Annotated in this window: 24 protein-coding genes and 1 pseudogene; 20 read left to right on the top strand and 5 right to left on the bottom strand. The window is 66.2% G+C overall.

All coding sequences use genetic code 11. The features are described from left to right. Positions 1–12: 12 nt before the first annotated feature. From ACSQ86_RS09455 to ACSQ86_RS09445, 3 genes are read left to right on the top strand one after another with little or no spacing between them, the layout of a single operon-like run. Positions 13–579: a GNAT family N-acetyltransferase gene (locus ACSQ86_RS09455; RefSeq protein ID WP_436308793.1), complete on the top strand. Its 567-nt coding sequence runs from the start codon at positions 13–15 to the stop codon at positions 577–579. Then, positions 576–998, top strand: a complete 423-nt coding sequence (locus ACSQ86_RS09450; RefSeq protein WP_436303455.1) for a GNAT family acetyltransferase — start codon at positions 576–578, stop codon at positions 996–998. The genes ACSQ86_RS09455 and ACSQ86_RS09450 overlap by 4 nt, the downstream gene beginning before the upstream one ends. Next, positions 995–1480, top strand: a complete 486-nt coding sequence (locus tag ACSQ86_RS09445; protein WP_436303454.1) for a RidA family protein — start codon at positions 995–997, stop codon at positions 1478–1480. Before ACSQ86_RS09450 ends, ACSQ86_RS09445 begins: the two co-directional genes overlap by 4 nt. Here the strand turns inward: ACSQ86_RS09445 and ACSQ86_RS09440 are convergent. Beyond that, positions 1477–3177, bottom strand: coding sequence for a long-chain fatty acid--CoA ligase (locus tag ACSQ86_RS09440; RefSeq protein ID WP_436308792.1), 1701 nt, complete (start codon positions 3175–3177; stop codon positions 1477–1479). The genes ACSQ86_RS09445 and ACSQ86_RS09440 overlap by 4 nt on opposite strands. A 150-nt stretch (positions 3178–3327) precedes the next feature. Between ACSQ86_RS09440 and ACSQ86_RS09435 the strand changes: the two genes are divergently transcribed. From ACSQ86_RS09435 to ACSQ86_RS09410, 6 genes are all read left to right on the top strand, one after another. After that, complete coding sequence (locus ACSQ86_RS09435) at positions 3328–3768, top strand: OsmC family protein (protein ID WP_436303452.1); 441 nt, start codon at positions 3328–3330, stop codon at positions 3766–3768. A 55-nt stretch (positions 3769–3823) separates the two neighbouring features. Beyond that, positions 3824–4789 (top strand): Bug family tripartite tricarboxylate transporter substrate binding protein, encoded by a 966-nt coding sequence (locus ACSQ86_RS09430; protein ID WP_436303451.1) that lies wholly within the window; start codon positions 3824–3826, stop codon positions 4787–4789. Between the two features lie 212 nt (positions 4790–5001). Beyond that, complete coding sequence (locus ACSQ86_RS09425) at positions 5002–5397, top strand: response regulator transcription factor (RefSeq protein ID WP_436303450.1); 396 nt, start codon at positions 5002–5004, stop codon at positions 5395–5397. Then, positions 5394–6152, top strand: coding sequence for a YaiO family outer membrane beta-barrel protein (locus ACSQ86_RS09420; protein WP_436303449.1), 759 nt, complete (start codon positions 5394–5396; stop codon positions 6150–6152). Before ACSQ86_RS09425 ends, ACSQ86_RS09420 begins: the two co-directional genes overlap by 4 nt. Beyond that, entirely contained in the window at positions 6133–7197 is a 1065-nt protein-coding gene (locus tag ACSQ86_RS09415) for a HEAT repeat domain-containing protein (RefSeq protein ID WP_436303448.1), read from the top strand. Before ACSQ86_RS09420 ends, ACSQ86_RS09415 begins: the two co-directional genes overlap by 20 nt. A 125-nt stretch (positions 7198–7322) precedes the next feature. After that, positions 7323–8588: a glycosyltransferase family 2 protein gene (locus ACSQ86_RS09410; protein WP_436308791.1), complete on the top strand. Its 1266-nt coding sequence runs from the start codon at positions 7323–7325 to the stop codon at positions 8586–8588. 10 nt (positions 8589–8598) lie between these two features. Here ACSQ86_RS09410 and ACSQ86_RS09405 read toward each other — a convergent pair whose 3' ends face one another. Next, positions 8599–11100 (bottom strand): CHASE domain-containing protein, encoded by a 2502-nt coding sequence (locus ACSQ86_RS09405; protein ID WP_436308790.1) that lies wholly within the window; start codon positions 11098–11100, stop codon positions 8599–8601. A 154-nt stretch (positions 11101–11254) separates the two neighbouring features. Here ACSQ86_RS09405 and ACSQ86_RS09400 point away from each other — a divergent pair, with 154 nt between their 5' ends. The 7 genes from ACSQ86_RS09400 (at position 11255) to ACSQ86_RS09370 (ending at position 16515) form a co-directional block, all read left to right on the top strand. Further along, positions 11255–12004 carry a GntR family transcriptional regulator gene (locus ACSQ86_RS09400; protein WP_093102671.1) on the top strand — a complete coding sequence of 250 codons (750 nt, stop codon included), beginning with the start codon at positions 11255–11257 and terminating at the stop codon, positions 12002–12004. Beyond that, positions 12001–12792 (top strand): transporter substrate-binding domain-containing protein, encoded by a 792-nt coding sequence (locus ACSQ86_RS09395; RefSeq protein ID WP_436290698.1) that lies wholly within the window; start codon positions 12001–12003, stop codon positions 12790–12792. The genes ACSQ86_RS09400 and ACSQ86_RS09395 overlap by 4 nt, the downstream gene beginning before the upstream one ends. Positions 12793–12804: 12 nt before the next feature. Beyond that, positions 12805–13467 carry an amino acid ABC transporter permease gene (locus ACSQ86_RS09390; protein ID WP_093102243.1) on the top strand — a complete coding sequence of 221 codons (663 nt, stop codon included), beginning with the start codon at positions 12805–12807 and terminating at the stop codon, positions 13465–13467. 2 nt (positions 13468–13469) lie between these two features. Continuing rightward, positions 13470–14123 carry an amino acid ABC transporter permease gene (locus ACSQ86_RS09385; RefSeq protein ID WP_093102241.1) on the top strand — a complete coding sequence of 218 codons (654 nt, stop codon included), beginning with the start codon at positions 13470–13472 and terminating at the stop codon, positions 14121–14123. Continuing rightward, positions 14107–14874: an amino acid ABC transporter ATP-binding protein gene (locus ACSQ86_RS09380; protein ID WP_436303444.1), complete on the top strand. Its 768-nt coding sequence runs from the start codon at positions 14107–14109 to the stop codon at positions 14872–14874. Before ACSQ86_RS09385 ends, ACSQ86_RS09380 begins: the two co-directional genes overlap by 17 nt. A 106-nt stretch (positions 14875–14980) precedes the next feature. Next, positions 14981–15520: a DUF1439 domain-containing protein gene (locus tag ACSQ86_RS09375; RefSeq protein WP_436303442.1), complete on the top strand. Its 540-nt coding sequence runs from the start codon at positions 14981–14983 to the stop codon at positions 15518–15520. Further along, positions 15517–16515, top strand: a complete 999-nt coding sequence (locus ACSQ86_RS09370; protein ID WP_436303441.1) for a glycerophosphodiester phosphodiesterase — start codon at positions 15517–15519, stop codon at positions 16513–16515. The genes ACSQ86_RS09375 and ACSQ86_RS09370 overlap by 4 nt, the downstream gene beginning before the upstream one ends. A gap of 54 nt (positions 16516–16569) precedes the next feature. Here ACSQ86_RS09370 and ACSQ86_RS09365 read toward each other — a convergent pair whose 3' ends face one another. Then, on the bottom strand, positions 16570–17043 hold the full coding sequence (locus ACSQ86_RS09365) for a Cd(II)/Pb(II)-responsive transcriptional regulator (RefSeq protein WP_436303440.1): 474 nt from the start codon (positions 17041–17043) through the stop codon (positions 16570–16572). 55 nt (positions 17044–17098) lie between these two features. Between ACSQ86_RS09365 and ACSQ86_RS09360 the strand changes: the two genes are divergently transcribed. The 3 genes from ACSQ86_RS09360 to ACSQ86_RS09350 all read left to right on the top strand — a co-directional run bounded on the left by ACSQ86_RS09360 (position 17099) and on the right by ACSQ86_RS09350 (position 20224). Next, positions 17099–17746, top strand: a complete 648-nt coding sequence (locus ACSQ86_RS09360) for a cation transporter (protein WP_093102232.1) — start codon at positions 17099–17101, stop codon at positions 17744–17746. Continuing rightward, positions 17739–18758 carry a P1 family peptidase gene (locus ACSQ86_RS09355; protein WP_093102231.1) on the top strand — a complete coding sequence of 340 codons (1020 nt, stop codon included), beginning with the start codon at positions 17739–17741 and terminating at the stop codon, positions 18756–18758. The genes ACSQ86_RS09360 and ACSQ86_RS09355 overlap by 8 nt, the downstream gene beginning before the upstream one ends. A gap of 104 nt (positions 18759–18862) precedes the next feature. After that, on the top strand, positions 18863–20224 hold the full coding sequence (locus tag ACSQ86_RS09350; protein ID WP_436303439.1) for a TAXI family TRAP transporter solute-binding subunit: 1362 nt from the start codon (positions 18863–18865) through the stop codon (positions 20222–20224). Here the strand turns inward: ACSQ86_RS09350 and ACSQ86_RS09345 are convergent. Beyond that, a pseudogene (locus tag ACSQ86_RS09345) lies at positions 20221–21323 on the bottom strand (PQQ-dependent sugar dehydrogenase). The gene ACSQ86_RS09350 and the pseudogene ACSQ86_RS09345 sit on opposite strands and share 4 nt — an antisense overlap. A gap of 246 nt (positions 21324–21569) precedes the next feature. Next, on the bottom strand, positions 21570–23231 hold the full coding sequence (ettA, locus tag ACSQ86_RS09340; RefSeq protein WP_093102226.1) for an energy-dependent translational throttle protein EttA: 1662 nt from the start codon (positions 23229–23231) through the stop codon (positions 21570–21572). 213 nt (positions 23232–23444) lie between these two features. Here ettA and ACSQ86_RS09335 point away from each other — a divergent pair, with 213 nt between their 5' ends. Next, positions 23445–24695, top strand: coding sequence for a methyltransferase domain-containing protein (locus tag ACSQ86_RS09335; RefSeq protein ID WP_436303437.1), 1251 nt, complete (start codon positions 23445–23447; stop codon positions 24693–24695). Positions 24696–24710: the final 15 nt, after the last annotated feature.

The raw sequence follows: 24710 nt of genomic DNA, 5'->3' as shown, positions 1-24710 counted from the left end.
GCCGAAAGCCCCGTGGAAAAGCCGCTCGCCTTCCACGAGGTCTCCGCCGAGCGCTGGCCGGACTTCGAGCGCCTGTTCGAAGCCAAGGGAAGCCCCAAGTATTGCTGGTGCATGGCCTGGCGCGCATCGTCCGCGGAAGCCAAGGAAGCGGACGACGCCAGCCGCAAGGCGGCGATGAAAGAGCGCGTCTGCTCGGGCACACCGGTGGGCCTGCTGGCCTATGCCGGCGAGGAGCCCGTGGCGTGGTGTTCCATTGCGCCGCGCTCGACCTACCGGCGCCTGGTCGGCGACCAGAGCGCCGACGACGGCATCTGGTCGATCGCCTGCTTCTTCGTCGTCCGAAGACTGCGCGGCACGGGGATTTCGCGACAGCTCATCGCCGCCGCGGTGCGCCACGCGCGGTCGCATGGCGCGAAGATGATCGAAGCCTATCCCGTGGACGCCGACTCGCCAAGCTACCGTTTCATGGGCTTCGTGCCTGTGTTCGCGGAGGCAGGCTTCGCCGAGGTGGGGCGCGAAGGCAAACGCCGCCACGTGATGCGCCTCAAACTTTCATCACCACGCCGTTCGAATAAATGAAGATTCGCCCTTTCCAGCCCTCCGATGAAGGCAGCGTCGTCGCACTCTGGCACGCATGCGGCCTCACGCGCCCGTGGAACGATCCGCACCGCGACATCCAGCGCAAGCTGGGCGAACAGCCCGAGCTCTTTCTGGTCGCCACCGAGAACGACGCGCTGCTCGGCTCCGCGATGGTCGGCTTCGACGGCCACCGCGGCTGGGTCTACTACCTTGCGGTATCGCCGCAGCATCGCAGGCTGTCGATCGGCCGGGCGCTGATGCAGGAAGCGGAACAGTTGCTCATCGAACGCGGTTGCCCCAAGATCAACCTGCTGATCCGCTCGTCCAATGCCGAGGTCATCGCGTTCTACCGCAAGCTCGGGTACACGCGGGACGACGTGGTCAGCCTCGGACGACGGCTCATTCACGACACCCCATGACGCACATCGAAAACAAACTCAAATCCCTGGGCCTGGTTCTCCCGCCGCCGATTGCAATGCCCGCCGGCGCGGTGCTGCCCTTTCCCTGGGTGCGCATCGTCGGACAGCGGGCGCTGATCTCGGGCCACGGACCGCAGCATGCCGACGGCTCGCTCGCCGAGCCGCTCGGCAAGGTCGGGCGCGAGCTCACGCTCGAAGATGGTTACGAGGCGGCGCGCCTGACCGCGCTGGGCATGCTCGGCAGCCTGAAGCGCGCGCTCGGCGACCTGGACCGCATCACGGCCTGGGTCCGCGTGTTCGGCATGGTCAACGCGGCACCGGGCTTCGACCGCATGCCGTCCGTGATCAACGGCTTCTCCGACCTGATCCTCGAGCTCTACGGGCGCGAGGTCGGCGCGCACGCACGCAGCGCAGTCGGCATGGCCGAGCTGCCCTTCGACATTCCGGTGGAGATCGAAGCCGAGGTCGAAATCCGCGACTAGGACCCCGTTCCCCTGCTCTGCGCCTCCTGTAGCAGCCGCCACATCACCTTGCCGCTGCCGCTCTTGGGCAGCGCATCGACGAACTGCACCGCGCGCGGAATCTTGTAGACCGCCATGTTCTCGCGGCACCAGTCGATGATGTCCTTTTCGGTGGTGTTCTTGTGCGTGGCGCGCAGCACCACCACGGCCTTGACCGACTCGCCGCGGTAGTCGTCCTTCATGGAGATCACGCAGGCTTCCTGGATCGCCGGGTGGCGGAACATCAGCAGTTCGACCTCGGCCGGCCAGACCTTGAAGCCACTGGCGTTGATCATCCGCTTGAGTCGGTCGGTCATGAAGAAGTAGCCGTCCTCGTCCATGCGGCCCATGTCGCCGGAGCGGAAGAAGCGCTTGCCCTCAAAATCGACGAAGGCCGCGGCCGTGGCGTCGGGCCGCTTCCAGTAGCCCTTGAACACCTCGGGGCCGTGGATGATGATCTCGCCCGATTCGCCGATCGGCATCTCCTTCAAGGTGTCGGGGTCGACCACGCGCGCATCGGTGCTCAGGTAGGGGATGCCCAGGCACTGCTGCTTGGGGTTCTCGAAAGGGTTGGTGTGCGAGGGCGCCGCGGTCTCGGTGAGGCCGTAGCCCTCCTGGTACTTCAGCCCGTACTGCTCCAGCAGCCGCTGCGCCACCGCCTGCGGCATCGCCGCGCCGCCGCCGCCGATGTAGGTGAGGCTGCTGAGGTCGAAGTTCGCGAAGTTGGGGCTGGCCATCAGGTCGATGACCATGGTCGGGATGTTGGTCCAGCTCGTGACCTTGCGGCGCGAGATCAGGCGCCCCGCCACCTCGCGGTCCCAGCGCGGCATGATGACCAGCGTGCCTCCGACCAGGATCGTGGTGTGCATCATGCTCACCACGCCGGTGATGTGGAACATCGGCACCACAGCCAGCACCACCGCCTCGCACGAGCCCAGGCCCCAGAGCTGGCCCGCGAAGGCGTTGTGCATCGGGCTCGAATGGTTGTGGATGCAGCCCTTGGGCAGGCCCGTGGTGCCGCTGGTGTAGGGCAGGAGCGCCATGTCGTTGGCGCCGACCACGTGCTCGGGCGGCGCATGCCCGGAGTTCAGCGCATCGGTCCACGCCATGACGGCGCCGTCCGCCAGCGCGGGCAGCGGATGGCGCGCCAGCAGCCAGTCGCGCCACACCGGCGGCGGCGCCTCGTCGCCGCCGGTGTCGGCATCGAAGGCGTCAGTGAACTGGGTGACGATCATGTGCGCCAGCCGGTCCTTGGGCGCGAGCGCGTCGCTCGCCTTGGCGAGCTCGGGCGCCAGGTCACCGGTGGTGATGGCGACCCTGGCATCCGGATCGGTGATGTAGTGCTTCAGCTCCTCGGCGCGGTTCATCGGATTGACCGGCACCACCACCGCATTGGCGCGGAGGATCGCGAAATGCGCGATCACCAGCTGCGGGCAGTTCTGCATGTCGAGGATCACGCGGTCGCCGCGCTTCACGCCCAGCGCATGCAGCGTGCCGGCCAGGCGCTCGACCTGGTCGGCGAGCTCGCGGTAGCGGGTCTCGCGGCCGAAGAAGACCATGGCCGCCTTGTCCGGAAAGCGCGCCGCGGAAGTGGCGAGGTTGTGCCACAGCGAGGTGGCGGGAACGGTGATCGAACGAGGCAGGCGCTCTGGCCAGAACTTGTAGTGCGGGCGGTACATACGGTGGTCAGTCTCCAATCAGCGCCGAGCCTACGATGCCGGGCGCGCGCCTCGCATCGGGGAAGCCCCGACGGCGTCACCTGGGTGACTCCCGGCGCGTTCTGCCGTACAACGGCAGGTCGTTCCACCCCACCCACCAAAGGAGCTCACATGGCAGCAGACAAGCACGCAAGCGTTCACTGGGAAGGCGCCGGCAAGGCCGGCAAGGGCCAGATCAGCACCGAAACCGGCGCGCTGAAGGACTACCCCTACGGCTATACCAGCCGCTTCGAGGACGACAAGCGCGGCACCAACCCCGAAGAGATCCTGGCCGCGGCACACGCCGGCTGCCTCACGATGGCGCTGGCCTTCGCGCTCGAAGGCGCGGGCTTCACGGCCGACGCGATCGACACCAAGGCCGCGGTGCGCCTGGCCCGCGACGGCGCGGGCTTCAAGATCGACCGCATCCAGCTCGAGCTCGAAGCCACCATTCCCGGTATCGACGACGCCAAGTTCCAGGAACTGGCGGCCGGCGCCAAGGCCGGCTGCCCGCTCTCCAAGGCGCTCGCCAGCGTGCCCGAGATCACCCTGAAGGCGAAGCTGCGCAGCTGAAGCCTGCGGCGGCGGGCCGCTGTTTATGATCGTCCGCCACAACGAGGGGACGAACATGAACAGCAGCACCAGGACGCTCATCGCGGCCTTGTGGATGGCGGCGTCGGCCCACGCCACCGCCGCCTTTCCGGAAAAACCCATCAAGGTCGTGATCGGCTTTCCGGCCGGAGGTCCGCTGGACCAGCACGCGCGCCTGCTCACCGACAAGCTGCAGGCCGTGCTCGGCCAGCCGGTGCTGGTCGACTACAAGCCCGGCGCGGGCGGATCGGTGGGCGCCGACGCGGTGGCCAAGAGTCCGGCCGACGGCTACACGCTGATGCTGGCGAACACGGGCGTGGCGGTGATCAACGGGGCGCTCTACAGCAAGCTGCCCTACAACACGCTGAAGGACTTCACGCCGATCGCGCGCACCGCGATGCAGCCGCTGGCGCTGCTCGTCACGCCCAAGCTGCCGGTCAACAGCCTGCAGGAGTTCGTGCGCTATGCCAAGGCACGCCCGGGGCAGATCAACTACGGCTCGGCCGGCAACGGCGGCATCAGCCACCTGGTGCCGGAGATGTTCAAGACCGCCACCGGCCTCTTCATGGTCCACATCCCCTACCGCGGCAGCGCGCCGGCCTTCACCGACCTCATGGGCGGCCAGGTCCAGTTCATGGCCGAGTCGATCCCGCAGGCAGCCAACTATCACAAGCAGGGCAAGGTGCGCGCGCTCGCGGTCACCAGCGCCGCGCGCAATCCCGCCCTGCCCGATATCCCGACCGTGATCGAGAGCGGCATCAAGGGCTTCGAGGTGGTCGGCTTCTACGGTTTTCTTGCGCCGGCCGGCACGCCGAAGGACGTGGTGGCCAAGCTCAGCGACGCCTTCAAGCAGGTGCTAACCAGCCCCGAGGTGCGCGATCGCATGGTGAGTCAGGGCGCCGACCCAGCTTTCCTCGATAGCGAGGACTTCGCAAGGTTCCTCGCGGCTGAAACCCCGCGCTGGGAAAAGGCAGTCAAGGCCTCCGGTGCAAAGATGGACTAGGTGTTGAGTCGCAGATAGCGCATTAGTTTTCATTTGGACGTTACCCTGGAACTCGGTGTTCCACGTCGGCGGACTCGCAATGCGAGCCGCGACTCGCGCGCGCTTCGGACAGCGCGCGAGGGCGCTATTTGGCCGCACAATCTGCGGAGAATTTCCATCGCTGGAAGATCGACGTCCACTGCAAGCGCTGATCCAAACATCCGCCATCTCTTATGAACCTTCCGACTACGAAGCAGGCCTCGGTTCTCGTTGTTGAGGACGATGAGAATATTGCGTACCTGTTGAAGTTCATGCTGGAGCGGGAGCAGTACAAGGTTGCCCTGGCGCGGGACGGCCGCAAGGCCAAGGAGTTCATCGAAGCTCAATCGCCGCCGCACATCGCCTTGCTCGACGTCATGCTGCCCTTCGTGGACGGCTTCGAACTCATCCGGCTGATCCGCGGCAGCATCACCTGGCGGTCCGTCCCCATTTTGATGCTGAGTGCCAAGACGCAAGAGCAGGACGTGGTGCGGGCGCTGGATGCAGGTGCCAACGACTACGTCCAGAAGCCATTCGCTCCCAACGAACTGCTGGCGCGCGTTCGCCGGTACGCAAAGGCACCCTCGTGAGGCGTGGTGCGGTCGCCGGCATCCTGTTTGCCGGGCCACTCGTCGCCGCCTGGGCCGGACCCGTCGATCACGGGGATTCGATCGAAGTCGCGGCCGAGCACCAATCATTGAGCAAGGGATTCGCGGACTGGCGGGAAACGTCGCTGCGGCTCGCCCGCGCGTACGGCCCGCGCGAACTCCTCTCCATGAATGTCAGGCGGACAGACCGGTTCGGCCTTGACGACACCTCGGCCGGTCTGGCCTACACAGTGCCGCTCGACCCGCGCTTCGTCGCCTCGATGGAAGCAAGCTTCAGTCCCTCGCATCGCGTCTTGCCCAGGCATGAGCTGGGGGCGGCGATCCAGTACGAGTTCGCACCCGCGTGGCTGCTGCACGGGGGCTTCAAGACCACCGCGTATGACAACACCACGGTCCGCCAGGGCCTCGTGCGGCTGGAGCGCTACGTGTCGTCGTTCAGCTGGTCCGTCGCATGGCGGCCAACTCAAGCGCTGGGCACCTACGCGCAGGGGGTCGAGTTGCGGGGCAGCTACTACTACGGAGACAAGAATGTCGTGGGACTGATCCTCGCGGCCGGTCGGGAGGCGACTGCGATCGGCGAGCAGCGCGTGGTATTGGCGGACGTCCGCACCGTGGCTTTGACCGGTCGGCACTGGTTCGATCCAGCCTGGGCCCTGACGTACTCGCTGGAGCGAATTCGCCAGGGCACCTTCTACTCCCGAAGCGGAATTCGACTCGGTGTTCAATACAGCTTTTGAGCCGCTGGTGGCCTTCGGTCTCATCGCCGGAGTTGCCGTGTTGGGTCTTAACCTGGTGCTGGCCGGGCTGATCATTGCTCTGCGCGAACGACTGAAGCGGCAAGAGAGGGAGCAGAAGGAGTTCAAGGCGATTTGGCAGCCCGCGCTTTTGGGTGCCTTATCAGGCCCTGCGCAGTACTTGCTGCCGCCGCTTAGATTGCAAGATCAGATGGCCTTTCTCAAATTGTGGAACTACATGCAGGAGTCCTTGCGTGGCGATGCCACAGTCCGTTTGAACGAGATCGCTCTTCAACTGCGCTGCGATGAGCTGGCCCGCCGCCTGCTCCGGGACGGGAATCCAACCGAGCGCCTGCTCGCCATGTTGACGCTGGGCCATCTGCGCGATAGCAGGGCCTGGGCCGCGCTGCAGATCGTTGTCCAAACTAAAGAAACCATTGCATCGCTGACCGCGGCCAGGGCGATGATTCAAATCGATCCCATCGCCGGAGCACACCACCTCATGCCGTCGGTGCTGAATCGCCCGGATTGGGAAATTCCCCGGCTGGCGCGGATGCTGGGCGAAGCGCGCGTCACATTCGAGTCGCTTCTTGTTCCAAGGGTCGCCGCGCTGCCGTCCGCCCAGAAGCTGCGCGGCCTCCAGTTGCTCGAAGTGCTGCGCACCCAACTGCCCGACGCTGCGCTGCTGGGCCTGCTCAACTCGGAGAAAGAGCCCACCATCATTGCGGCCGCGCTGCGCCTGGCGAATACCTTCGCTGTCCGGCCCGCCGTGCTCTCGCATCTGGCGCACACCGACTGGCGTGTCAGGGTGCGGGCTGTCCATGCCCTGGCTCACGTGGCCGTCCCGTCAGACGTTCCACAACTCGCTGCGATGCTCGGCGACAGCGAATGGTGGGTCCGCTACCGAGCAGCCCATGCGCTGGTGAGCCTGCCGTTCCTCGCACACGAAAGTCTCGACGGGCTCAAGCGCCTCAGCGACGATCGGTTGGGCCGACTGGCGCTCGATCATGTCTTTGCCGAACGAGGTCTCCTATCACACAGCAGCTGATCGTTGAACTCGCGACGTGGTTCATCTTTGGCTACTTCGTTCTGCTGAACGGCTCCTATCTCGCGCTCAATTTCCTGAGCCTCGTCAGGCTCCACCGGGACAACCAGGCCAAGCTGCTCGATGACTTGCCGCAAATCTACTCCGGACTGGAGCCGGCCATCAGCATCCTGATGCCGGCCTTCAACGAGCAGGCCAGCATCGCGGCGTCGGTGCGCTCCATGCTTCAGCTGACCTACTCGGAGTTCGAGGTGATCGTCATCAATGACGGTTCGAGCGATGCGACCCTGGAAATGCTGGTGCAGGAGTTTTCGCTCGTCCCGTTCCCCGAAAGTTATCGACTGCGCCTCCAGACCGCACCGATACGTGCGGTCTATCGTTCCCCGCGCTTTCGCAACCTGCGCGTGGTAGACAAGGAAAACGGCGGAAAGGCGGATGCGCTCAACGCAGGCATCAACGCCGCACGCTATCCGTTGTTCTGCGGCGTCGATGCCGACTCCGTGCTCGAGCGAGACAGCCTGCAGCGGGTGGTCAAACCATTCCTGCGTGATCCCCGGATGGTGGCGAGCGGGGGAACGGTGCGGATATTGAACGGTTGCGAAGTGCAAGACGGCGTCTTGACACGCGTCGCGTTGCCGCGCAACTTCCTGGCACTCTGCCAAGTGGTCGAATACCTGCGCGCGTTCCTGTTCGGACGGCTCGGGTGGTCACAGTTGAACGCCATGCTGATCATCTCCGGCGCATTCGGGCTGTTTCGCACGAACACCGTGGTTGAAGTGGGTGGCTACCGAACGCGGACCATCGGCGAAGACATGGAACTTGTGGTGCGCATGCACCGCATCCTGCGCCAGCGCGGCCAGCCCTACCGGATGGAATTCGTCCCGGAGCCCGTTTGCTGGACCGAGGCCCCGGAAGACTTGGCCACCTTGCGAAACCAACGCATCCGATGGCAGCATGGCCTCTGCGAAAGCCTCACCAGCAACTGGGGCCTGATGTTCAGCTCGCGCGGCGGGGCACCCGGATGGCTTGCTTTTCCATTCATGGTCCTGTTTGAATGGCTAGGACCTTTGATCGAAGTCGCCGGCTGCGTCCTCCTGCTTTTTGCAGCCCTGCAGGGGCTGGTTTCTTGGGCCGCGTTCGGCGCATTCATGTTCCTGGCGCTGGGATTGGGCGTCCTGCTTTCAGCATCAGGCCTCTTGCTCGAGGAGATGTCTTTCCATCTGTACCCGAAGCTTCGGCAAGTGGCGCTGCTGGGCCTGGTCGCTCTTCTGGAAAACTTCGGCTATCGTCAGCTCAACACGACCTGGAGATTCATTGGGCTGGTTCGATGGGCCGTGCGGCACAAGGCCCGCTGGGGAACGATGAAGCGCAAGGCCCACTGGAAGGATCAATGAGACCGGCCGCTCAGGGGCCGGAAACCCCAGGCAGGTCGAAGAAGAACTCCGTGCCGACACCCACGGTGCTGATGTAGTCGATACGCCCGCCGTGGGCCTCGACGATGCTCTTGCAGATGTTCAGGCCAAGACCGGTTCCCCCTTGTGCTCGACGGTCCGACCCGTCGGCTTGAGCAAATCGATCGAAGATTCGCGGGCGGAACTCCGCCGGGATCCCGATACCCTGATCCGACACGCAGACACGGATTTGCCCGTCGACCATGGACATCCGAACGGATACCGGATGGTTGGGCTTGGAGAACTTGACCGCGTTGGAAATGAGGTTCACCAGGACTTGAACGATGCGGTCCGGGTCCACTTCGACGTACAGATTGTCGAGACGGCTTTCAAATTCGAGCGATACGTGGAACTGATCGGCATAGGCCCGCATGGCCCCAACGGCCTGGTCGACGAGCGGCGCCAGCGCTTGCCTTGATTTCGCGTAGTGCATAAGCCCCGCCTGGATACGCTCGACATCGAGGACATCACTGATCAGGCGCATCAATCGCTCACAGCTCTTGTGTGCGACGGCGACAAGCTCTTGGACATCGGGCGGCAGCGGACCCGCCGTTTCCGAACCCAGCAGGCTGAGCGAACCGTAGATCGCCGTCAGCGGCGTACGCAGTTCATGCGAGACGGTCGAGATGAACTCATGCTGCATCCGCTCGATCTTCTTTCGCTCCGAGATGTCCATGTAGGTCGTGACGAACCCGCCTCCAGGCATCGGTGCACTGCGCACTTCGAGCGGTCTGCCGTCGTGCCGCTCTCGCTCGAACACCATGCGCGTCGGATACTGCGCACGTTCGAGCATTCCAGCCACGATGTCCTCGACGGGTCCGGGGCCGTACTCGCCGCGCGCGGCGTTGTTGCGAACCACGTCCTCGAAGCGAACCGATCGCCCTGAAAAGAGTTCGTCCGGCAGATCGAGCAGCTCGCGAAACTGCTGATTGCTGGCGGCGAGATGCAGTTGGCCGTCAAACACACTCAGGCCACAAGGCAGGTTCTCCATGATGCTTTTCAGCATCGCGTGATTGCGGCGCAGCTGCTCTTCAGCGTGTTTTCGGGTGGTGACGTCAAGGCCGATTTCCATGAATCCCGTCAAGCGACCCTGGGCGTCGTGGCGGGGCTGCACCTCCAGTTCGATGGCGTGGTGCGTCCCGTCCTTCGATCGATTGACGACTTCGACGCGACAGCTCGTCTGCGCCTCGGCAGCGCGATTCATGACGGCGTAAGTCTCGGGATCGGTCCTGCCGCTGCCCAGAAGCTGAAGCGGTGTTTGACCGCGCGCATCTTCGAACGTATAGCCATAGAAGCTCGCGAACGCGTCATTGACCCACTGGATCTTGCAATCCCGATCGGTGATCACCACCAAATTGGAGGTGTGCCGCACGACAGCCGCCAGTCGCTCCAGATCGGTCGTCATAGCTTGTGCCAGTGCGTAGGCACGTGCGCGTCCTGTGGCAAGCAACCACATGGTGAGCGCCAACAAAAGGCTCACGAGCACGCCGCCCACGCGCAATGACGTCGGAATCCAGCGATCCAGGTCGTGCTCGAAGGCGGGCGTGGTGTTCACGCGAAGGGTCAGCTGCCTGCCACCGATCGGCAGCCGCGCAGTCATTTCTTGCACGGCCTTGCGCGAAGTGCTTTCGTCGGCGTGCAGGGTGCTCCCCCCGGGAGTGCCAGCAAGAGATTTGCTGGCGAAGAGAAGATTGCCAGGCTCCGCAGCTCCGTCGTACAACGAAAAGTCGATCTGCCGATCCGAGCCGCCCGCGCTGCCAGCGAGCAGGTCTTCGGCCACGATGGGGGAAAACAGCAACCCGAGCAATTCGGCCTGACGCTGTTGCATGACGCCAGGATCCTTCCCGCTTCGATACACCGGCGTCATGTAGAGGAAGCCAGGGCGCTGTCTTTCGGATTGCAGGAAGATGCGACCGCTGAGCGTGGGGCTCCCTGTCGACACGGCACGCTCGATCGCTTGTCTGCGCGTGCTTTCGGACCCGATGTCGTACCCCAGAGCCGGTTGGCTGATCGCGACGGGTTCAAGGAATTTGATCACGTACAGATCGGGCGCATTGCCGACGGTCCGCACGGTGAAATGGGGAGCTTCGTCGCGTCGCTCGGCGGCGACGAAATCGGGCAAGTCGTCCCGGCTCACACGCTGAGCAAAGCCGAATCCACGGACACCAGGAAACTCCTCCTGCAGGTTGCGGGAGTTCACGTAGGCGCGAAAAGCGTTTCTGCTGACTGCCGGATTGACGGCAAAGATCCCGCGCGCTCCATTGAGTCCATGCACCGGCTGCCGGAACCGCCGCTCGATTTCTGCTTCAACGAGTTCCACCTGGCGCTCAAACTTTGCCCTGGTGGCTGCGTCGATGTTCTGCTGTTGCAAACGCGCCGCGGCAAAGGTCAAGAACAGCCCAAGCGCGAGCACCGCCCCGGTCAACAGCACTCGCACACGAAAAGGCCTGTTCACTCTGGACTCCACGACATCGACCGCATTCTGCCGGAGCGATGCACCCAAAACGGCCGTTTCCGACGGCCAGCCTGACCAAACCGGGGGCCAAGCACCCGATTTGGTGCACAGATCTTGCATACCAGTTGGCATGAAAACTGCTGATATGCAAGCCATGGCCATTTCCGCTCCCGAGATCAGTGCGCGCATCGTTGAAGCGGTGATGGCGCAGAAGCTCGCCCCCGGCTCGCGCCTGGGCGAGCAGCAACTCGCGATGCTGTTCGATTGCAGCCGCACCATCGTGCGGGAGGCGCTCACGCGGCTGGCGGCGCGCGGCATCGTGACCGTGAGCGCACGCCGCGGCTGGTTCGTGATCGAGCCCTCGCAGGCCGAGGCGCGCGAAGCCTTCGAGGCGCGCCGCGTGATCGAGTCGGGCCTGATCCGCAGCGCCGGCCCGATCGACAAGGAGGCCCTGCGCGCGCTCAAGGCACATCTGAAGCGCGAGAAGGCCGCCCTCAAGGACAGCGACATCGGCAACCGCAGCTACCTGCTGGGCGACTTCCACGTCTGCCTGGCCGAGTGTCTGGGCAATTCGCTTCTGGCCGACACGCTGCGCGACTTCACCGCGCGCACCACCTTGATCGCGATGCTCTACCAGTCCTCGCACGACGCGGCGCAGTCCTGCGAGGACCACGTGCGCATCGTCGCGGCGCTGGAGCGCGGCGACACCGCTGGCGCCGAGGCGCTGATGACCGAGCACATCGGCACGGTGCAGTCCGCGCTGCGCGTGCAGCACCCCACCGACCCGCTGGCCCAGTTGCGCGACGCGCTCGCACCGCTGCGCCACGCGCCTGCCGACGACAAGACCAAGGCACAGCTTTTGCGTGATCCCGATTCATCGACCTACCTAGGAGCCCTGTTATGAAATTTTCCAAACGCCAATTCGCGCTGGCCCTGGCATCGGCCGCGCTGCTCGCCTCCGGTGCCGCCCAGGCCCAGAGCGCGCTCGACAACGTGCTCAAGTCCAAGACCCTCAAGGTCGCGGTTCCCACCGACTACCCGCCCTACGGCTTCGTCGGCCCCGACATGGCGCCGCAGGGCCTGGATGTGGAGATGGCCAAGCTGATCGCCGCCAAGCTGGGCGTCAAGGTCGAGCTGGTGCCGGTCACCAGCGCCAACCGCATTCCCTATCTGCAGACCAAGAAGGCCGACCTCGTGATTTCCACGCTGGGCAAGAACGCCGAGCGCGAAAAGGTGATCGACTTCAGCGCCGCCTACGCGCCCTTCTTCCAGGCCGTGTACGCCGCCAAGAGCCTGAGCATCAAGAGCTTCGCCGACATGGGCGGCAAGTCGGTGGCCGTGACGCGCGGCGCCATGGAAGACCAGGAGCTCGCCAAGGTGGCGCCGGCCAACGTCGACTACAAGCGCTTCGAGGACAACAACGCGACCATCGCGGCCTTCGTCGCGGGCCAGACGCAAACCATCGCCACCAGCGCTGCGGTGGCCGGCAACATGATGCAGAAGAACCCGCAGCTCGGCGCCGAGTACAAGCTGCTGCTGAAAGACAGCCCCTGCTTCGTCGGCATCGCCAAGGGCGAGGACGCGCTGAAGGCCAAGGTCAACGAGATCATCGCGGCCGCCAAGAAAGACGGCACGCTCGACGCCCTGTCGAAGAAGTACCTCGGCAAAGAAGCCGGCGATCTGCCGCTCTGACACGGCACTGCCATGGGCATCGAGTTCGACTTCGGGGCCGTGCTCGGCCAATGGCCGCTGCTCGTCAAGGGCATCGTGTGGACGCTGGGCCTCACGCTCGTCGCCACGCTCATCGGCATGGTGGTCGGCATCGCCTGCGCCTGGGCCCGCGCGAGCGGGCCGGCCTGGCTGCGCTGGATCGTGGGCAGCTACGTCGAGCTGATCCGCAACACGCCCTTCATCGTGCAGCTGTTCTTCATCTTCTTCGGCCTGCCGGCGGCGGGATTCAAGCTCTCGCCCGAAGTCGCCTCGGTCATCGCAATGGTGATGAACCTCGGCGCCTATGCGACCGAGATCATTCGCGCCGGCATCGAGGCCACGCCGCGCGGGCAGATCGAAGCGGCGGTCAGCCTGGCGCTCAACAAGGTGCAGGTGTTCACCCGCGTGGTGCTCCCGCCCGCGCTGAAGAAGGTATGGCCCGCGATGGTGAGCCAGATCATCATCGTGATGCTGGGCTCGGCCGTATGCAGCCAGATTTCCACCGAAGAGCTGAGCTATGCGGCCAATCTGATCCAGAGCCGCAACTTCCGCGCTTTCGAGGCCTTCATCATCGCGACGGCGATCTACCTGGCGCTCTCGGTGGGCGCGCGTCGGCTGCTCAACTGGGCGGGGCCGAAGTTCTTCTTCGGAAAGTAGCCATGGTCGAGTTCTCCCTCTGGGACATCCTGCGCAACCTGCTCTTGGCCTTGCGCTGGACCGTGGTGCTGTCGCTGATCGCCTTCGTCGGCGGTGGCTTCGTGGGCGCCGTGCTGCTCTTCGTACGCTTGTCGGGCGGGCGCCTCGCCGAGCGGCTGATCGGTCTCTACGTGCAGCTGTTCCAGGGCACGCCGCTGCTGATGCAATTGTTCCTGGCCTACTTCGGCATCGCGCTCTTCGGCATCGAGGTGTCGGCCTGGACCGCCGCTGCGGTGGCGCTCACGCTCTACACCAGCGCCTTCCTCACCGAGATCTGGCGCGGCTGCGTGGCCTCCATTCCCAAGGGCCAATGGGAAGCCTCGGGCAGCCTCGCGCTGAGCTTCGGCGAGCAGATGCGCCACGTGATCCTGCCGCAGGCCACGCGCATCGCGGTCGCGCCTACGGTGGGCTTCCTGGTGCAGGTGATCAAGGGCACCGCCCTGGCCTCGGTGATCGGCTTCGTCGAACTCACCAAGGCCGGGAGCATGATCTCGAACGCAACCTTCAAGCCCTTCGTGGTGTTCAGCTGCGTCGCCCTGCTCTACTTCGTGCTGTGCTTCCCGGTGAGCCTGTACGCCAAGAACCTCGAAAGGAAGATCCATGGCGCTCGTCGCTGAAGCTCCTGCCCTCGCGGCGCCCATCGTGCGCATCACCGCGCTGCGCAAGTCCTACGGCAGCAACGAGGTGCTGAAAGGCATCGACCTCGACGTCAAGCGCGGCGAGGTGATCGCCATCATCGGCAAGAGCGGCTCGGGCAAGAGCACGCTGCTGCGCTGCATCAACGGCCTTGAGGTGTTCCAGGACGGCTCACTCACGGTGGACGGCAAGCCGCTGCTGCACGAGAGCGCGATGGCGATGCGCGAGCTGCGCCAGCACGTGGGCATGATCTTCCAGAGCTTCAACCTCTTTCCGCACCTGACGGTCGGCAAGAACGTGATGCTCGCGCCCACGCTGGTCAAGAAGCGCAGCGGCATGGAAGCCGCATCGCAGGCGCGCAAGCTGCTCGCGCGCGTCGGCCTGGCCGAGAAGTTCGACGCCATGCCCGACCAGCTCTCCGGCGGCCAGCAGCAGCGCGTGGCGATCGCGCGCGCGCTCGCGATGGAGCCGGCCGTGCTGCTGTGCGACGAGATCACTTCGGCGCTCGACCCCGAACTGGTGGGCGAGGTGCTGCGCGTGGTCGAATCGCTGGCCGACGAGGGCATGACCCTGCTCATGGTGACGCACGAGATGAGCTTCGCGCGCAAGGTCAGCGACCGCGTGATCTTCATGCACCAGGGGCGCGTGCACGAGATGGGGCCGCCGGCCGATCTGTTCGGCAATCCGCAGACGGCGGAATTGAAACAGTTCCTTTCCTCGCTGCACGACTAGGGCCTGTTAACAGGCCCTAGGCCGGGCGCGGAGGGAACCCTCCCGCCTGTGGCAAGCTCCGAGCGGTATGCGCAACCGCTCTTCACTCGTTTCCCGCCGCCTTCTCTTGCGCGCCCTGCTGGGTGCCGCCGCAGTGCCGGCGCCTTTCGCGGTGCTCGCCGGCTTCAACTTCTTCACCAGCGAGTACACCGCGAGCCGCGAGGAGTTGCAGGCCCAGATCGCAAAGCGCTTTCCGGTGCAGCAGCGCTATGCCGAGATCTTCACCGTCGGCCTGCGCGACCCGCAGCTGGGCCTCGATGCGAGTGCCAATCGCGCGGCGATCACTGCCGTGCTCTCCATTGCAAGCCCGCTGTTGCGCCCGTCCACCGTCGAAGGCGTGGTTTCGGTCAGCAGTGCGCTCAAGTACGACGCACCGACGCGTGCGCTGCGGCTCGACCGGCCCAAGGCCGAACGGCTCGAACTGCAGGGCGTGACCGGGCGCGACGCCGAACGCCTGCAGCAGATCGGCGCGCTGGTCGCGCAGGAGCTGCTGCATGGCCAGCCACTGCGCACCTTCACCGCCGAGGAGCTGACCGTGGGCCGCAAGACCTACGAGATCGGTGACATCACCGTGCAACAGGACGGCATCAAGGTAGAACTCAAATGAAGTTCACCCCTCGCCTCGCGCCTTGGCTGATCGCGGCCTCGCTGCTCACGGCCTGCGTTTCGCCAGGCCCCGGCGCGAAGCGCGCCTTCGACCTGCAAGCCCATCGCGGCGGCCGCGCCCTCGCACCCGAGAACACGCTGGCCGCCTTCTCGAACGCGATGGACCTGGGCGTCGACACGCTCGAACTCGATATCGGGCTCACGGCCGACGGCGTGGTGGTGATCTCGCACGACACCGTGCTCAATCCGGACCACACGCGCGACGCGAGCGGCGCCTTTCTCACGGCCAAGGGGCCCGCGATCCGTTCGCTGACGCTGTCGCAACTGCAGGCCTACGACGTCGGCCGCATCGATCCCGCGAGCAGCTACGGCAAGCAGTTTGCGAAGCAGCTGGCGAGCGACGGCGAACGCATCCCGACGCTGGCTGCGCTGTTCGAGCGCGTGCGCGAGCGCGAGCGCGGCGCGACGCAGCTCCGCTTCAACATCGAGACCAAGCTGGACCCGACCCGCCCGGACGAAACCGCGCCGCCCGACGAGATGGTGCGCGCCCTGCTCGCCGAGATCGACAAATACGGCCTGGCGCCGCGCGTGACCGTGCAGAGCTTCGACTGGCGCACGCTCGCGCTGGTCGGCCAGTGGGCGCCGCAGATGCGGCGCGCCTACCTCACGAGCGGCCGCACGTTGAAGGACAGCCGCTGGACCTCGAGCCTGCGGCTCGAGGACTTCGGCTCGGCGCCGCGCCTGGTGAAGGCCGCCGCGGGCGAGAGCAAGGGCGCAGTGATCTGGTCGCCGTCCTTCAACGATCTCACGGCCGCGCAGGTGAAGGAAGCGCAATCGCTGGGCTTCCAGGTCGTGCCCTGGACCGTCAACCAGCGCGCCGACATGGCGAAGCTGATGGACTGGCAAGTCGATGGCCTCATCACCGACGATCCCGCGGTGCTGCGCGATGTGATGCGCGAACGCGGTCTGGCGCTGCCGCGCGGGCTCGCCCGCTGAGCCAGGGCCTGTTAGCGCTATTTGTGGGGTCGCGCAAATAGCGCTAACAGGCCCTCACACGTGGCGCGCAGCCCGCGTGCGCTGCGCGCCCGCCAGCGGCTGCCGATCGGCCCGCGCATGCAGCGCTTCGATGATGTGGCATTGCGCATCGGTGCCGTCGCAGCAGTCGCGCAGCGCGATCAGGTCCTTCTCGAGCGAACGCAGTTCGCGCAGGCGCTCGCGCACATGGCCCAGATGCGCATCGAGCGCGACGCAGGCGGCGGCGCAGTCGGCCTTGCTGCGCAGGTCGAGCCCGAGCAGGGTGCGCACCTCGTCGAGCGACATGTCCATGGCGCGGCACAGGCGGATGAAGCGCAGCCGGTGCACGTCGGCATCGGTGTAGAGCCGGTAGCTGTTGTCGCCGCGGGCCTGCGGCGCGATCAGCCCTTCCTTCTCGTAATAGCGGATGTTGGTGGCGCTCACGCCGCTCTGCGCGGCGGCATCGCCGATGCGGTAACCCTGCACGGTGGGCGGGTTTACGACTGCCATGGCTTGACCTTCCAGTGACTTCAACCTTTCCAATGGTGCCATCACTGGAGAAACCATGTCTGCGAACTGCTGCGATCACGATCACGACCACGAACATCTTTCGGCCTCCGACACGCCGCGCTACCGGCGCGTGCTGTGGGTGGCGCTGGCACTCAACGTGCTCATGTTCGCCGTGGAGATCGGTGCCGGCTTTCGTTCGGGCTCGGTCTCTCTGCTGGCCGATGCGATCGACTTCTTCGGCGATGCCGCCAACTACGGCGTGACCCTGGCCGTGCTGTCGGCGGGCCTCACGTGGCGCGCGCGCGCCGCAGTGCTCAAGGGCCTCAGCATGCTGGGCTTCGGCGTCTTCGTGGCCGCCAAGGCGCTGTGGTCGGCCACGCAGGGCGTGCCGCCCGAGGCGCTGACCATGGGCCTGGTCGGCGCGCTGGCGCTGGGCGTCAACGTGCTGGTCGCGCTGCTGCTCTACGCCTTCCGCGAAGGCGACGCCAACATGCGCAGCGTGTGGCTGTGCTCGCGCAACGACGCGATCGGCAATGTGGCCGTGATGCTCGCGGCGCTGGGCGTGTTCGGCACCGGCAGCGCCTGGCCCGACCTCGCGGTGGCCGCCGCGATGGCGGCGCTCGCGATCAGCGGCGGCTGGTCGGTGCTGCGGCAGGCACGCGGCGAACTGCGCCGCGGTCCCATAATCGCCGGCGATGTCTGATGAACATGCCTCCTCCCCGGCCCCGCATGCGGGCGCCATCACCGATGTCTCCGGCATCGAAGTCGGCCACTTCAGCGATACGCGCCGCCCCACCGGCTGCACCGTGATCCTCGCGCGCGAAGGCGCGGTCGCCGGCGTGGACGTGCGCGGCGCCGCGCCCGGCACGCGCGAGACCGACCTGCTCGCGCCGGGCAACTTCGTCCAGCAGGTGCATGCCGTGATGCTCGCGGGCGGCAGCGCCTGGGGCTTGGCGGCGGCCGATGGCGCGATGCAGTGGCTGGAAGAGCATGGCATCGGTTTCGACGTCCGCTTCGGCAGGTTGCCGATCGTGCCGGCCGCCGTGCTCTTCGACCTGCCGGTCGGCGATGCGCGCATCCGGCCCGATGCCGCCGCCGGCTATGCGGCCTGCGCGGCCGCATCGACAGCCGCTCCGGCCGAAGGCAATGTGGGCGCCGGCAGCGGCGCGCTGGTGGGCAAGCTGTTCGGCGTGCACCGCGCGATGAAGGGCGGCATCGGCACAGCCTCGATCACCGTCAACGGCGTGACAGTCGGCGCGCTGATCGCCTGCAATGCGCTCGGCGACGTGCTGGATCCCGACACGGCCCAGGTCGTGGCCGGCGCACGCACCGAAGATGGCCGCGCACTGCTGGACACGCGCCGCGCACTGCTGCGCGGCGACCTGCCCCAGCCGCTCTTGGCCGGAACCAACACCACGCTGGGCGTGATCGCGACCGACGCCGTGCTCAGCAAGGTGCAGGCCAACCGGCTCGCGGCCGTCGCCCACGACGGCCTGGCGCGCGCGATCAACCCGGTTCACACCATGAGCGACGGCGACACCCTGTTCGCGCTCGCCACCGGCCGCGTGCCGCTCGAAGGCGATGCGCCCGGAATGACGGTGCTGGGCACCATGGCCGCAGAGGTCGTGGCGCGGGCCACGCTGCAGGCGGTGCGGGCGGCGCGCACGGTGCGGATCGGGGAGAGCTACTTTCCTTGCGCTGCGGACCTGGGGTGAAGGGGCCGCTCGCACGCGCTTTGTAACCGCAGCGCTGTCCAAAGCCACTCAAAATGCCCGCTGCCGCGCCCGCGGCGACCCCGAGCACCGTTTCATCCCACCGCATGCCTCGCACCATCCGCCTCGTCCTGCTCTCCATCCGCGACCTCATCGCCTCGGCCGGCCCCGTGGTCTTCCTCGTCATCGGGCTGCTGATCGCCGCCTATTGGTGGCTGGAGCCGCAGCCGCCCAAGCACGTGAGGCTCGCGACCGGCCCGGCCGGCAGCGCATACGCCGAGTTCGGCAAGCGCTACGCCACGGCGCTCAAGGCCAACGGCATCGAGGTCGAGCTCAAGCCGACCGACGGCTCGCAGGACAACCTGCAGCTGCTGCGCAGCGGCGGCGCCGACGTGGGCTTCGTGCGCGGCGGCAGCGCCGACCCGGTGGCCGACGAGGAAGCGGGGCTCAGCTCGCTCGGCAGCCTGTTCTACGAGCCGCTGTGGTTCTTCTACCGCAGCGACGCGGCGCGCGCGGTCGACCGCAAGACCGGCCGGCTGACTTCGATCGCGCAGTTCCAGAAGCTGCGAGTCAACGTCGACAAGCCAGGCAGCGGCGTGCCGGAGATCATGGAGCGGATGTTCCGTGCCAATCACATGGATCCGGAGAAGCTGCAGCTGTCGAACCTTGAGCAGTCGCCCGCCACCGAAGCGCTGCAGGCCGGCCTGCTCGACGTGATCGTGCTGGCCTCGGCGCCGCAGTCGCCGCTGGTGCAGCGGCTGCTGCGCGCTCCGGACATCCAGTTGATGGAGTTCGGCCAGAGCGATGCCTATTCGCGGCGCTTCGCCTTCCTGCAGGACGTGACGCTGCCGCGCGGCGTTGTCGATCTCGCGGTCGACCTGCCGCCACAGGACCTGTCGATGCTGGCTGCCACCACTTCGCTGTTGGCACGCGAGAAAACCCATCCCGCCCTGCGCCAGCTGTTCGCGCAGAGCGCGCAAACGCTGCACAGCGGCGCCGGCTGGTTCAACCGCGCGCGCGATTTCCCGAACACCCGCACCAGCGAGCTGCCGGTCAGCCCCGAGGGCGACCGCGCCATCAACGGCACGCCGCCCTTCTGGCAGCGTTATCTGCCCTTCTGGGCCAGCAACCTGGTGGAGCGCATGTGGCTGGTACTCGGCGGCCTGCTGGTGCTGATGCTGCCGCTCAGCCGCGTGGTGCCGCCCCTCTATCAGTTCCGCGTGCGCCGGCGCGTGTTCCGCTGGTATGCGCGCCTGCGCGAGGTCGAGAACAAGCTCGAAGCCGGAACCGGCGAGCGCGAGGCGCTCATCAAGGAATTGGACGACCTCGATCGCGTGGTCAACAAGGTGGCCGTGCCGCTCTCCTACGCCGAAGAGCTCTACGCGCTGCGCAACAACATCTATGCGGTGCGCAAGCGGGTGCTGGCGCGCATGCCGGCCGTTGTTGTGCCCCAGACTGCAAAAGCCTAGCGCTGCAGCCGCAGCAGCTTGCCGTTGGCGCTGTCGGTCAGCAGGTAGATCCAGCCGTCCGGCCCCTGCCGGACATCGCGAATGCGCTCGCCGCGATCGGCCAGAAGACGTTCACGCCCGGTCACGGTGTTGCCGTTGAGCGTGAGCCGCCACAGCGCCGTGCCCGCCAGCGCGCCGACGAACAGGCTGCCCTTCCAGTCGGGCAGCGCATCGCCGGTGTAGAAGGCCATGCCGCTGGGCGCGATCGAGGACTTCGCCGTGCCCGGCGTCCACGCCGAGCCGTCGATCTTCTCCCAATAGGTCAGCGGCTGCTCCATGCCGGCCTTGGCCGTGCCGTCGCCGACCTGCGTGAGGGTGCCGTATTCCTGCCCGTAGCTGATGACGGGCCAGCCGTAGTTCCTGCCGGGCAGCGAGAGATTGACTTCATCGCCGCCCTGCGGCCCGTGCTCGTTGACCCACAGATCGCCGGTCGCCGGATGCAGCGCCGCACCCTGCACATTGCGATGGCCGTAGCTCCAGATATGGGGCTGCGCGCCGACCACGCCGAAGTCGGGATTGCCCGGCGCCGGCACGCCATCGGTGGTGATGCGCACCACCTTGCCGTGCCCGCGCGTCAGGTCCTGGGCAAAGCCGCGCTGGTCGGTGTTCATGCGCTCGCCCAGGGTCACGAAGAGATAGCCGTTGCGATCGAACACCAGGCGCGAGCCGAAGTGCGCATTGCTCTGCGCTCTGGGCAGCTGCCGATAGATGACGACGAAATTGCTCAGGCTGCGGCCGCGACGTCGAGTTCGGCGCGCGCCACCGCGGTGCTGTTGAGGCTGGCGTTGCCCGTATCGCGTTCCGAGTAGCTGAAGTAGATGCGGCGGTTGCTCGCGAAAGCCGGATCGACCACCACATCGAGCAAGCCGCCCTGCCCGACCGCCTCCACCACCGGAACGCCGCTGACCTGATCGGCCCCGCCATTGACCGGCGTGCCGTCGCCATTGCGCAGCCGCATCTGCCCGCCGCGCTGCGTCACGAGCAGCTTGCCGTCGGGCAGGAAGGCCAGGCCCCAGGGGCTGTTGAGGCCGGAGGCCAGCTCCGTCACCTTGACCACCATCGGCGAGGCCGGCGGTGCCGGCGGCGGCGGATTGGCCGCCGGGGGCGGTGCGGGTGCCGCCGTCCCATTCACCCCGAAGGCGCTGATGGAGACGCTGCCCCCGCCACCCCCGCCCCCGCATCCCGCGAGAAGCACCATCGACGCCGCCACACACCGAATCGCCGCAGCCATGTCCGCTCCTAACGGCGCCCCGGGCGCCCATCTGGAAGCGGAAGTTTGCCTCGCTTGCGGCGGTTCAGCGCATTGTTACTTCAGCGCCTTGAAGCGCATCCGGTGCGGCTTGGCACCCTCTTCGCCCAGGCGCTTCTTCTTGTCGGCCTCGTACTCCTGGTAGTTGCCGTTGAAGAAGGTCCACTGGCTGTCGCCTTCGGCCGCGAGGATGTGGGTCGCGATGCGGTCGAGGAACCAGCGGTCGTGACTGATCACGAGCACCGAGCCCGCGAACTCGAGCAAGGCGTCTTCCAGCGCGCGCAGCGTTTCGACGTCCAGGTCGTTCGAGGGTTCGTCCAGCATCAGCACGTTGCCGCCGGCGATCAGGGTCTTGGCCAGGTGCAGGCGGCCGCGTTCACCGCCGGACAGCGTGCCGACCTTCTTCTGCTGGTCGGCGCCGTTGAAGTTGAAGCGCCCGGCATAGGCCCGGCTCGCCATCTGGAACTTGCCGACGTTGATGATGTCGAGGCCGTCCGAGATGTCCTGCCACACCGTCTTCTCGTTGGCGAGCGCATCGCGGTGCTGGTCGACGAAAGCCATCTTGACCGTCTGGCCGACCACCACCTCACCGCTGTCCGGCTTCTCCTTGCCGGCGATCAGCTTGAAGAGCGTGGACTTGCCGGCGCCGTTGGGGCCGATGATGCCGACGATGGCGCCGGCCGGGATCTCGAAGCTCAGGTTGTCGATCAGCAGGCGATCGCCGAAGGACTTGCTGACGTTCTTGAACTCGAACACCTGGTTGCCCAGGCGCTCCGCCACGGGGATGAAGATTTCCTGCGTTTCGTTGCGCTTCTGGTATTCGAAATCGCTCAGCTCCTCGAAGCGGGCCAGGCGCGACTTGCTCTTGGCCTGGCGCGCCTTCGGGTTCTGGCGCGACCATTCGAGTTCCTTCTTCAGCGCCTTGGCGTGGGCTTCTTCGCCCTTCTGCTCCTGCGCCAGGCGCTCGCCCTTCTGCTCGAGCCAGGTGCTGTAGTTGCCCTTCCACGGAATGCCGCGGCCGCGGTCGAGTTCGAGAATCCACTCGGCCGCGTTGTCGAGGAAGTAGCGATCGTGGGTGATGGCCACCACGGTGCCCGGAAAGCGCTGCAGGAACACTTCGAGCCACTCGACCGATTCGGCGTCCAGGTGGTTGGTCGGTTCGTCGAGCAGCAGCATGTCGGGCTTGCTGAGCAACAGGCGGCACAGCGCCACGCGGCGCTTCTCGCCGCCCGACAGCACGCCGATGTTGGCTTCCCACGGCGGCAGGCGCAGCGCGTCGGCCGCGATCTCGAGCTGGTGCTCGGAATCGGTGCCGGCGGTCGCGATGATGGCTTCGAGCTGGGCCTGCTCGGCCGCCAGCGCGTCGAAGTCGGCGTCTTCCGCGCCATAGGCCACGTAAACCTCTTCGAGGCGCGCCTTGGCCGCGTAGACCGCGCCCATCGCTTCCTCGACCGACTCGCGCACCGTGTGCGCGGCGTTCAGCTTGGGCTCTTGCTCGAGGTAGCCGATCGTGAGGCCGGGCATCGGCAGCGCCTCGCCTTCGATCTCCTTGTCGATGCCGGCCATGATCTTGAGCAGCGACGATTTGCCCGAGCCGTTCAGGCCGAGCACGCCGATCTTGGCGCCGGGGAAGAAGGAAAGCGAAATGTCCTTCAAGATCTGCCGCTTTGGCGGCACGGTCTTGCTGACCTTGTTCATGGTGTAGACGTACTGGGCCATGTCTATCTCTGTTCGGTGATGGGGACTGCTCGGGGTGGTCGGGAAACCCGGCAACGATCTTGTGCGAGGATCGATGGCGAATCTGCCTTGCATGGCAGGCGCTTGCTGCTGCAGCGCGTTTTCCGACCGGGGGTTTGCTGCCAAGTCTAACGCAGGGGCCTCGATTCCTTGAACGGGGGCCTGAAGCGCTGCTATTCTCAGGCGCACCCGCCTATGTGTGCCGCACCCGCCCACGATGCCTTCGACCAGGCCAAGCAGCTCTTCTTCGACGGGCTGAAGGCCTTCGAAACAGCCCGCTTCGACGCCGCCGAGCAGCTCTTCCTGGCTTCGCTCGCGCTGCTCCCGGGACGCGTCTCGACCCTGATCAATCTTGCCGCCACGCAGCTGAAACTGTCGCGCCCGCAAGAGGCCCTGGCGGTGGCCGAGCAGGTGCTCGCGGTGGAGGCCGACAACGCCGATGCCTGGTTTCACAAGGCCACTGCGCTCGGCCAGTTGAATCGCCACCGGGAAGCATTGGCCGGCTACGAGAAGGTGCTGCAGCTCGGCATCCTTCCCCCCGCCGAGCCATGGTTTCGCCACGGCCAGACCCTGCAGGCGCTGGATCGGCCCGAACAGGCGCTCGCCTCCTACGACCGCGCGCTGGGCGCGGACCCCGGCCTGGCCGAGGCCTGGAGCAATCGCGGCGGCATCCTGCGGGAGATGAAGCGCAACGAGGAAGCGGCCGACGCCTTCATGCAAGCCATGGCACACGGTGCCGATCCGGAACTGCATCGCTACTACCTGGCATCCGTCTCCGCGCAGGCTGTTCCGGCGACGGCGCCGGCCCACTACGTCGAGACCCTTTTCGACGACTACGCCGATCAGTTCGATGCGCATCTGGTGGGCCTGCTCGGCTATCGCGCGCACAGCACGCTGGCCAGGCATCTGGCCGCATTGGGCCGCGGCCCTTTCCGCTCGGCGCTCGACCTCGGCTGCGGAACAGGGCTCTGCGCGCCGTTGCTGAAACCGATGACCCAAAGACTCGTGGGCGTCGACCTGTCCAGCCAGATGATGGACAAGGCACAGGCCCTCGGCCTCTACGACCGCCTGGTGCATGCGGACATCGTGGACTACCTGCGAGGCACGGACGAACGCTACGACCTGATCACGGCCGCCGACGTCTTCATTTACGTCGGCGATCTGGAACCAGTGTTCGCGGCGCTGGAAAAAGCCATGGCGCCGAACGGAATCTTCTGCTTTTCGGCCGAATGCGCTGCCCATGAAGGCGTCGACTTCGAACTGCTGCCGAGCCTGCGCTACGCCCATTCGGGACGCTATCTTCGCGCTCTGGCCATGCAACACGGCTTCAATGTTGTCCAGCTGATTCGCGCACCGATACGCGAAGACCAGCGCGAGCCAATCCAGGGCATGTTCGTTTATCTGAGCCGCGCCGAGGGCGGCGAAACCCGACTCATGCGACAATAGCGCCTGTTGCCGGGT

The sequence above is a fragment of the Variovorax sp. LjRoot130 genome, assembly GCF_964253755.1.
Taxonomy (GTDB): Bacteria; Pseudomonadota; Gammaproteobacteria; order Burkholderiales; family Burkholderiaceae_C; genus Variovorax.
Note: the sequence above shows the minus strand (reverse complement) of the source record. Positions and strands in the feature narration are given on the sequence as shown.

Excerpts from the sequence above, each read along its gene's own strand:
- ACSQ86_RS09450 (WP_436303455.1), top strand. The coding sequence starts at position 576 with ATGAAGATTCGCCCTTTCCAGCCCTCCGATGAAGGCAGCGTCGTCGCA.
- ACSQ86_RS09445 (WP_436303454.1), top strand. The coding sequence starts at position 995 with ATGACGCACATCGAAAACAAACTCAAATCCCTGGGCCTGGTTCTCCCG.
- ACSQ86_RS09440 (WP_436308792.1), bottom strand. The coding sequence starts at position 3,177 with ATGTACCGCCCGCACTACAAGTTCTGGCCAGAGCGCCTGCCTCGTTCG.
- ACSQ86_RS09435 (WP_436303452.1), top strand. The coding sequence starts at position 3,328 with ATGGCAGCAGACAAGCACGCAAGCGTTCACTGGGAAGGCGCCGGCAAG.
- ACSQ86_RS09430 (WP_436303451.1), top strand. The coding sequence starts at position 3,824 with ATGAACAGCAGCACCAGGACGCTCATCGCGGCCTTGTGGATGGCGGCG.
- ACSQ86_RS09425 (WP_436303450.1), top strand. The coding sequence starts at position 5,002 with ATGAACCTTCCGACTACGAAGCAGGCCTCGGTTCTCGTTGTTGAGGAC.
- ACSQ86_RS09400 (WP_093102671.1), top strand. The coding sequence starts at position 11,255 with ATGGCCATTTCCGCTCCCGAGATCAGTGCGCGCATCGTTGAAGCGGTG.
- ACSQ86_RS09395 (WP_436290698.1), top strand. The coding sequence starts at position 12,001 with ATGAAATTTTCCAAACGCCAATTCGCGCTGGCCCTGGCATCGGCCGCG.
- ACSQ86_RS09390 (WP_093102243.1), top strand. The coding sequence starts at position 12,805 with ATGGGCATCGAGTTCGACTTCGGGGCCGTGCTCGGCCAATGGCCGCTG.
- ACSQ86_RS09385 (WP_093102241.1), top strand. The coding sequence starts at position 13,470 with ATGGTCGAGTTCTCCCTCTGGGACATCCTGCGCAACCTGCTCTTGGCC.
- ACSQ86_RS09380 (WP_436303444.1), top strand. The coding sequence starts at position 14,107 with ATGGCGCTCGTCGCTGAAGCTCCTGCCCTCGCGGCGCCCATCGTGCGC.
- ACSQ86_RS09370 (WP_436303441.1), top strand. The coding sequence starts at position 15,517 with ATGAAGTTCACCCCTCGCCTCGCGCCTTGGCTGATCGCGGCCTCGCTG.
- ACSQ86_RS09365 (WP_436303440.1), bottom strand. The coding sequence starts at position 17,043 with ATGGCAGTCGTAAACCCGCCCACCGTGCAGGGTTACCGCATCGGCGAT.
- ACSQ86_RS09360 (WP_093102232.1), top strand. The coding sequence starts at position 17,099 with ATGTCTGCGAACTGCTGCGATCACGATCACGACCACGAACATCTTTCG.
- ACSQ86_RS09355 (WP_093102231.1), top strand. The coding sequence starts at position 17,739 with ATGTCTGATGAACATGCCTCCTCCCCGGCCCCGCATGCGGGCGCCATC.
- ACSQ86_RS09350 (WP_436303439.1), top strand. The coding sequence starts at position 18,863 with ATGCCTCGCACCATCCGCCTCGTCCTGCTCTCCATCCGCGACCTCATC.
- ettA (WP_093102226.1), bottom strand. The coding sequence starts at position 23,231 with ATGGCCCAGTACGTCTACACCATGAACAAGGTCAGCAAGACCGTGCCG.
- ACSQ86_RS09335 (WP_436303437.1), top strand. The coding sequence starts at position 23,445 with ATGTGTGCCGCACCCGCCCACGATGCCTTCGACCAGGCCAAGCAGCTC.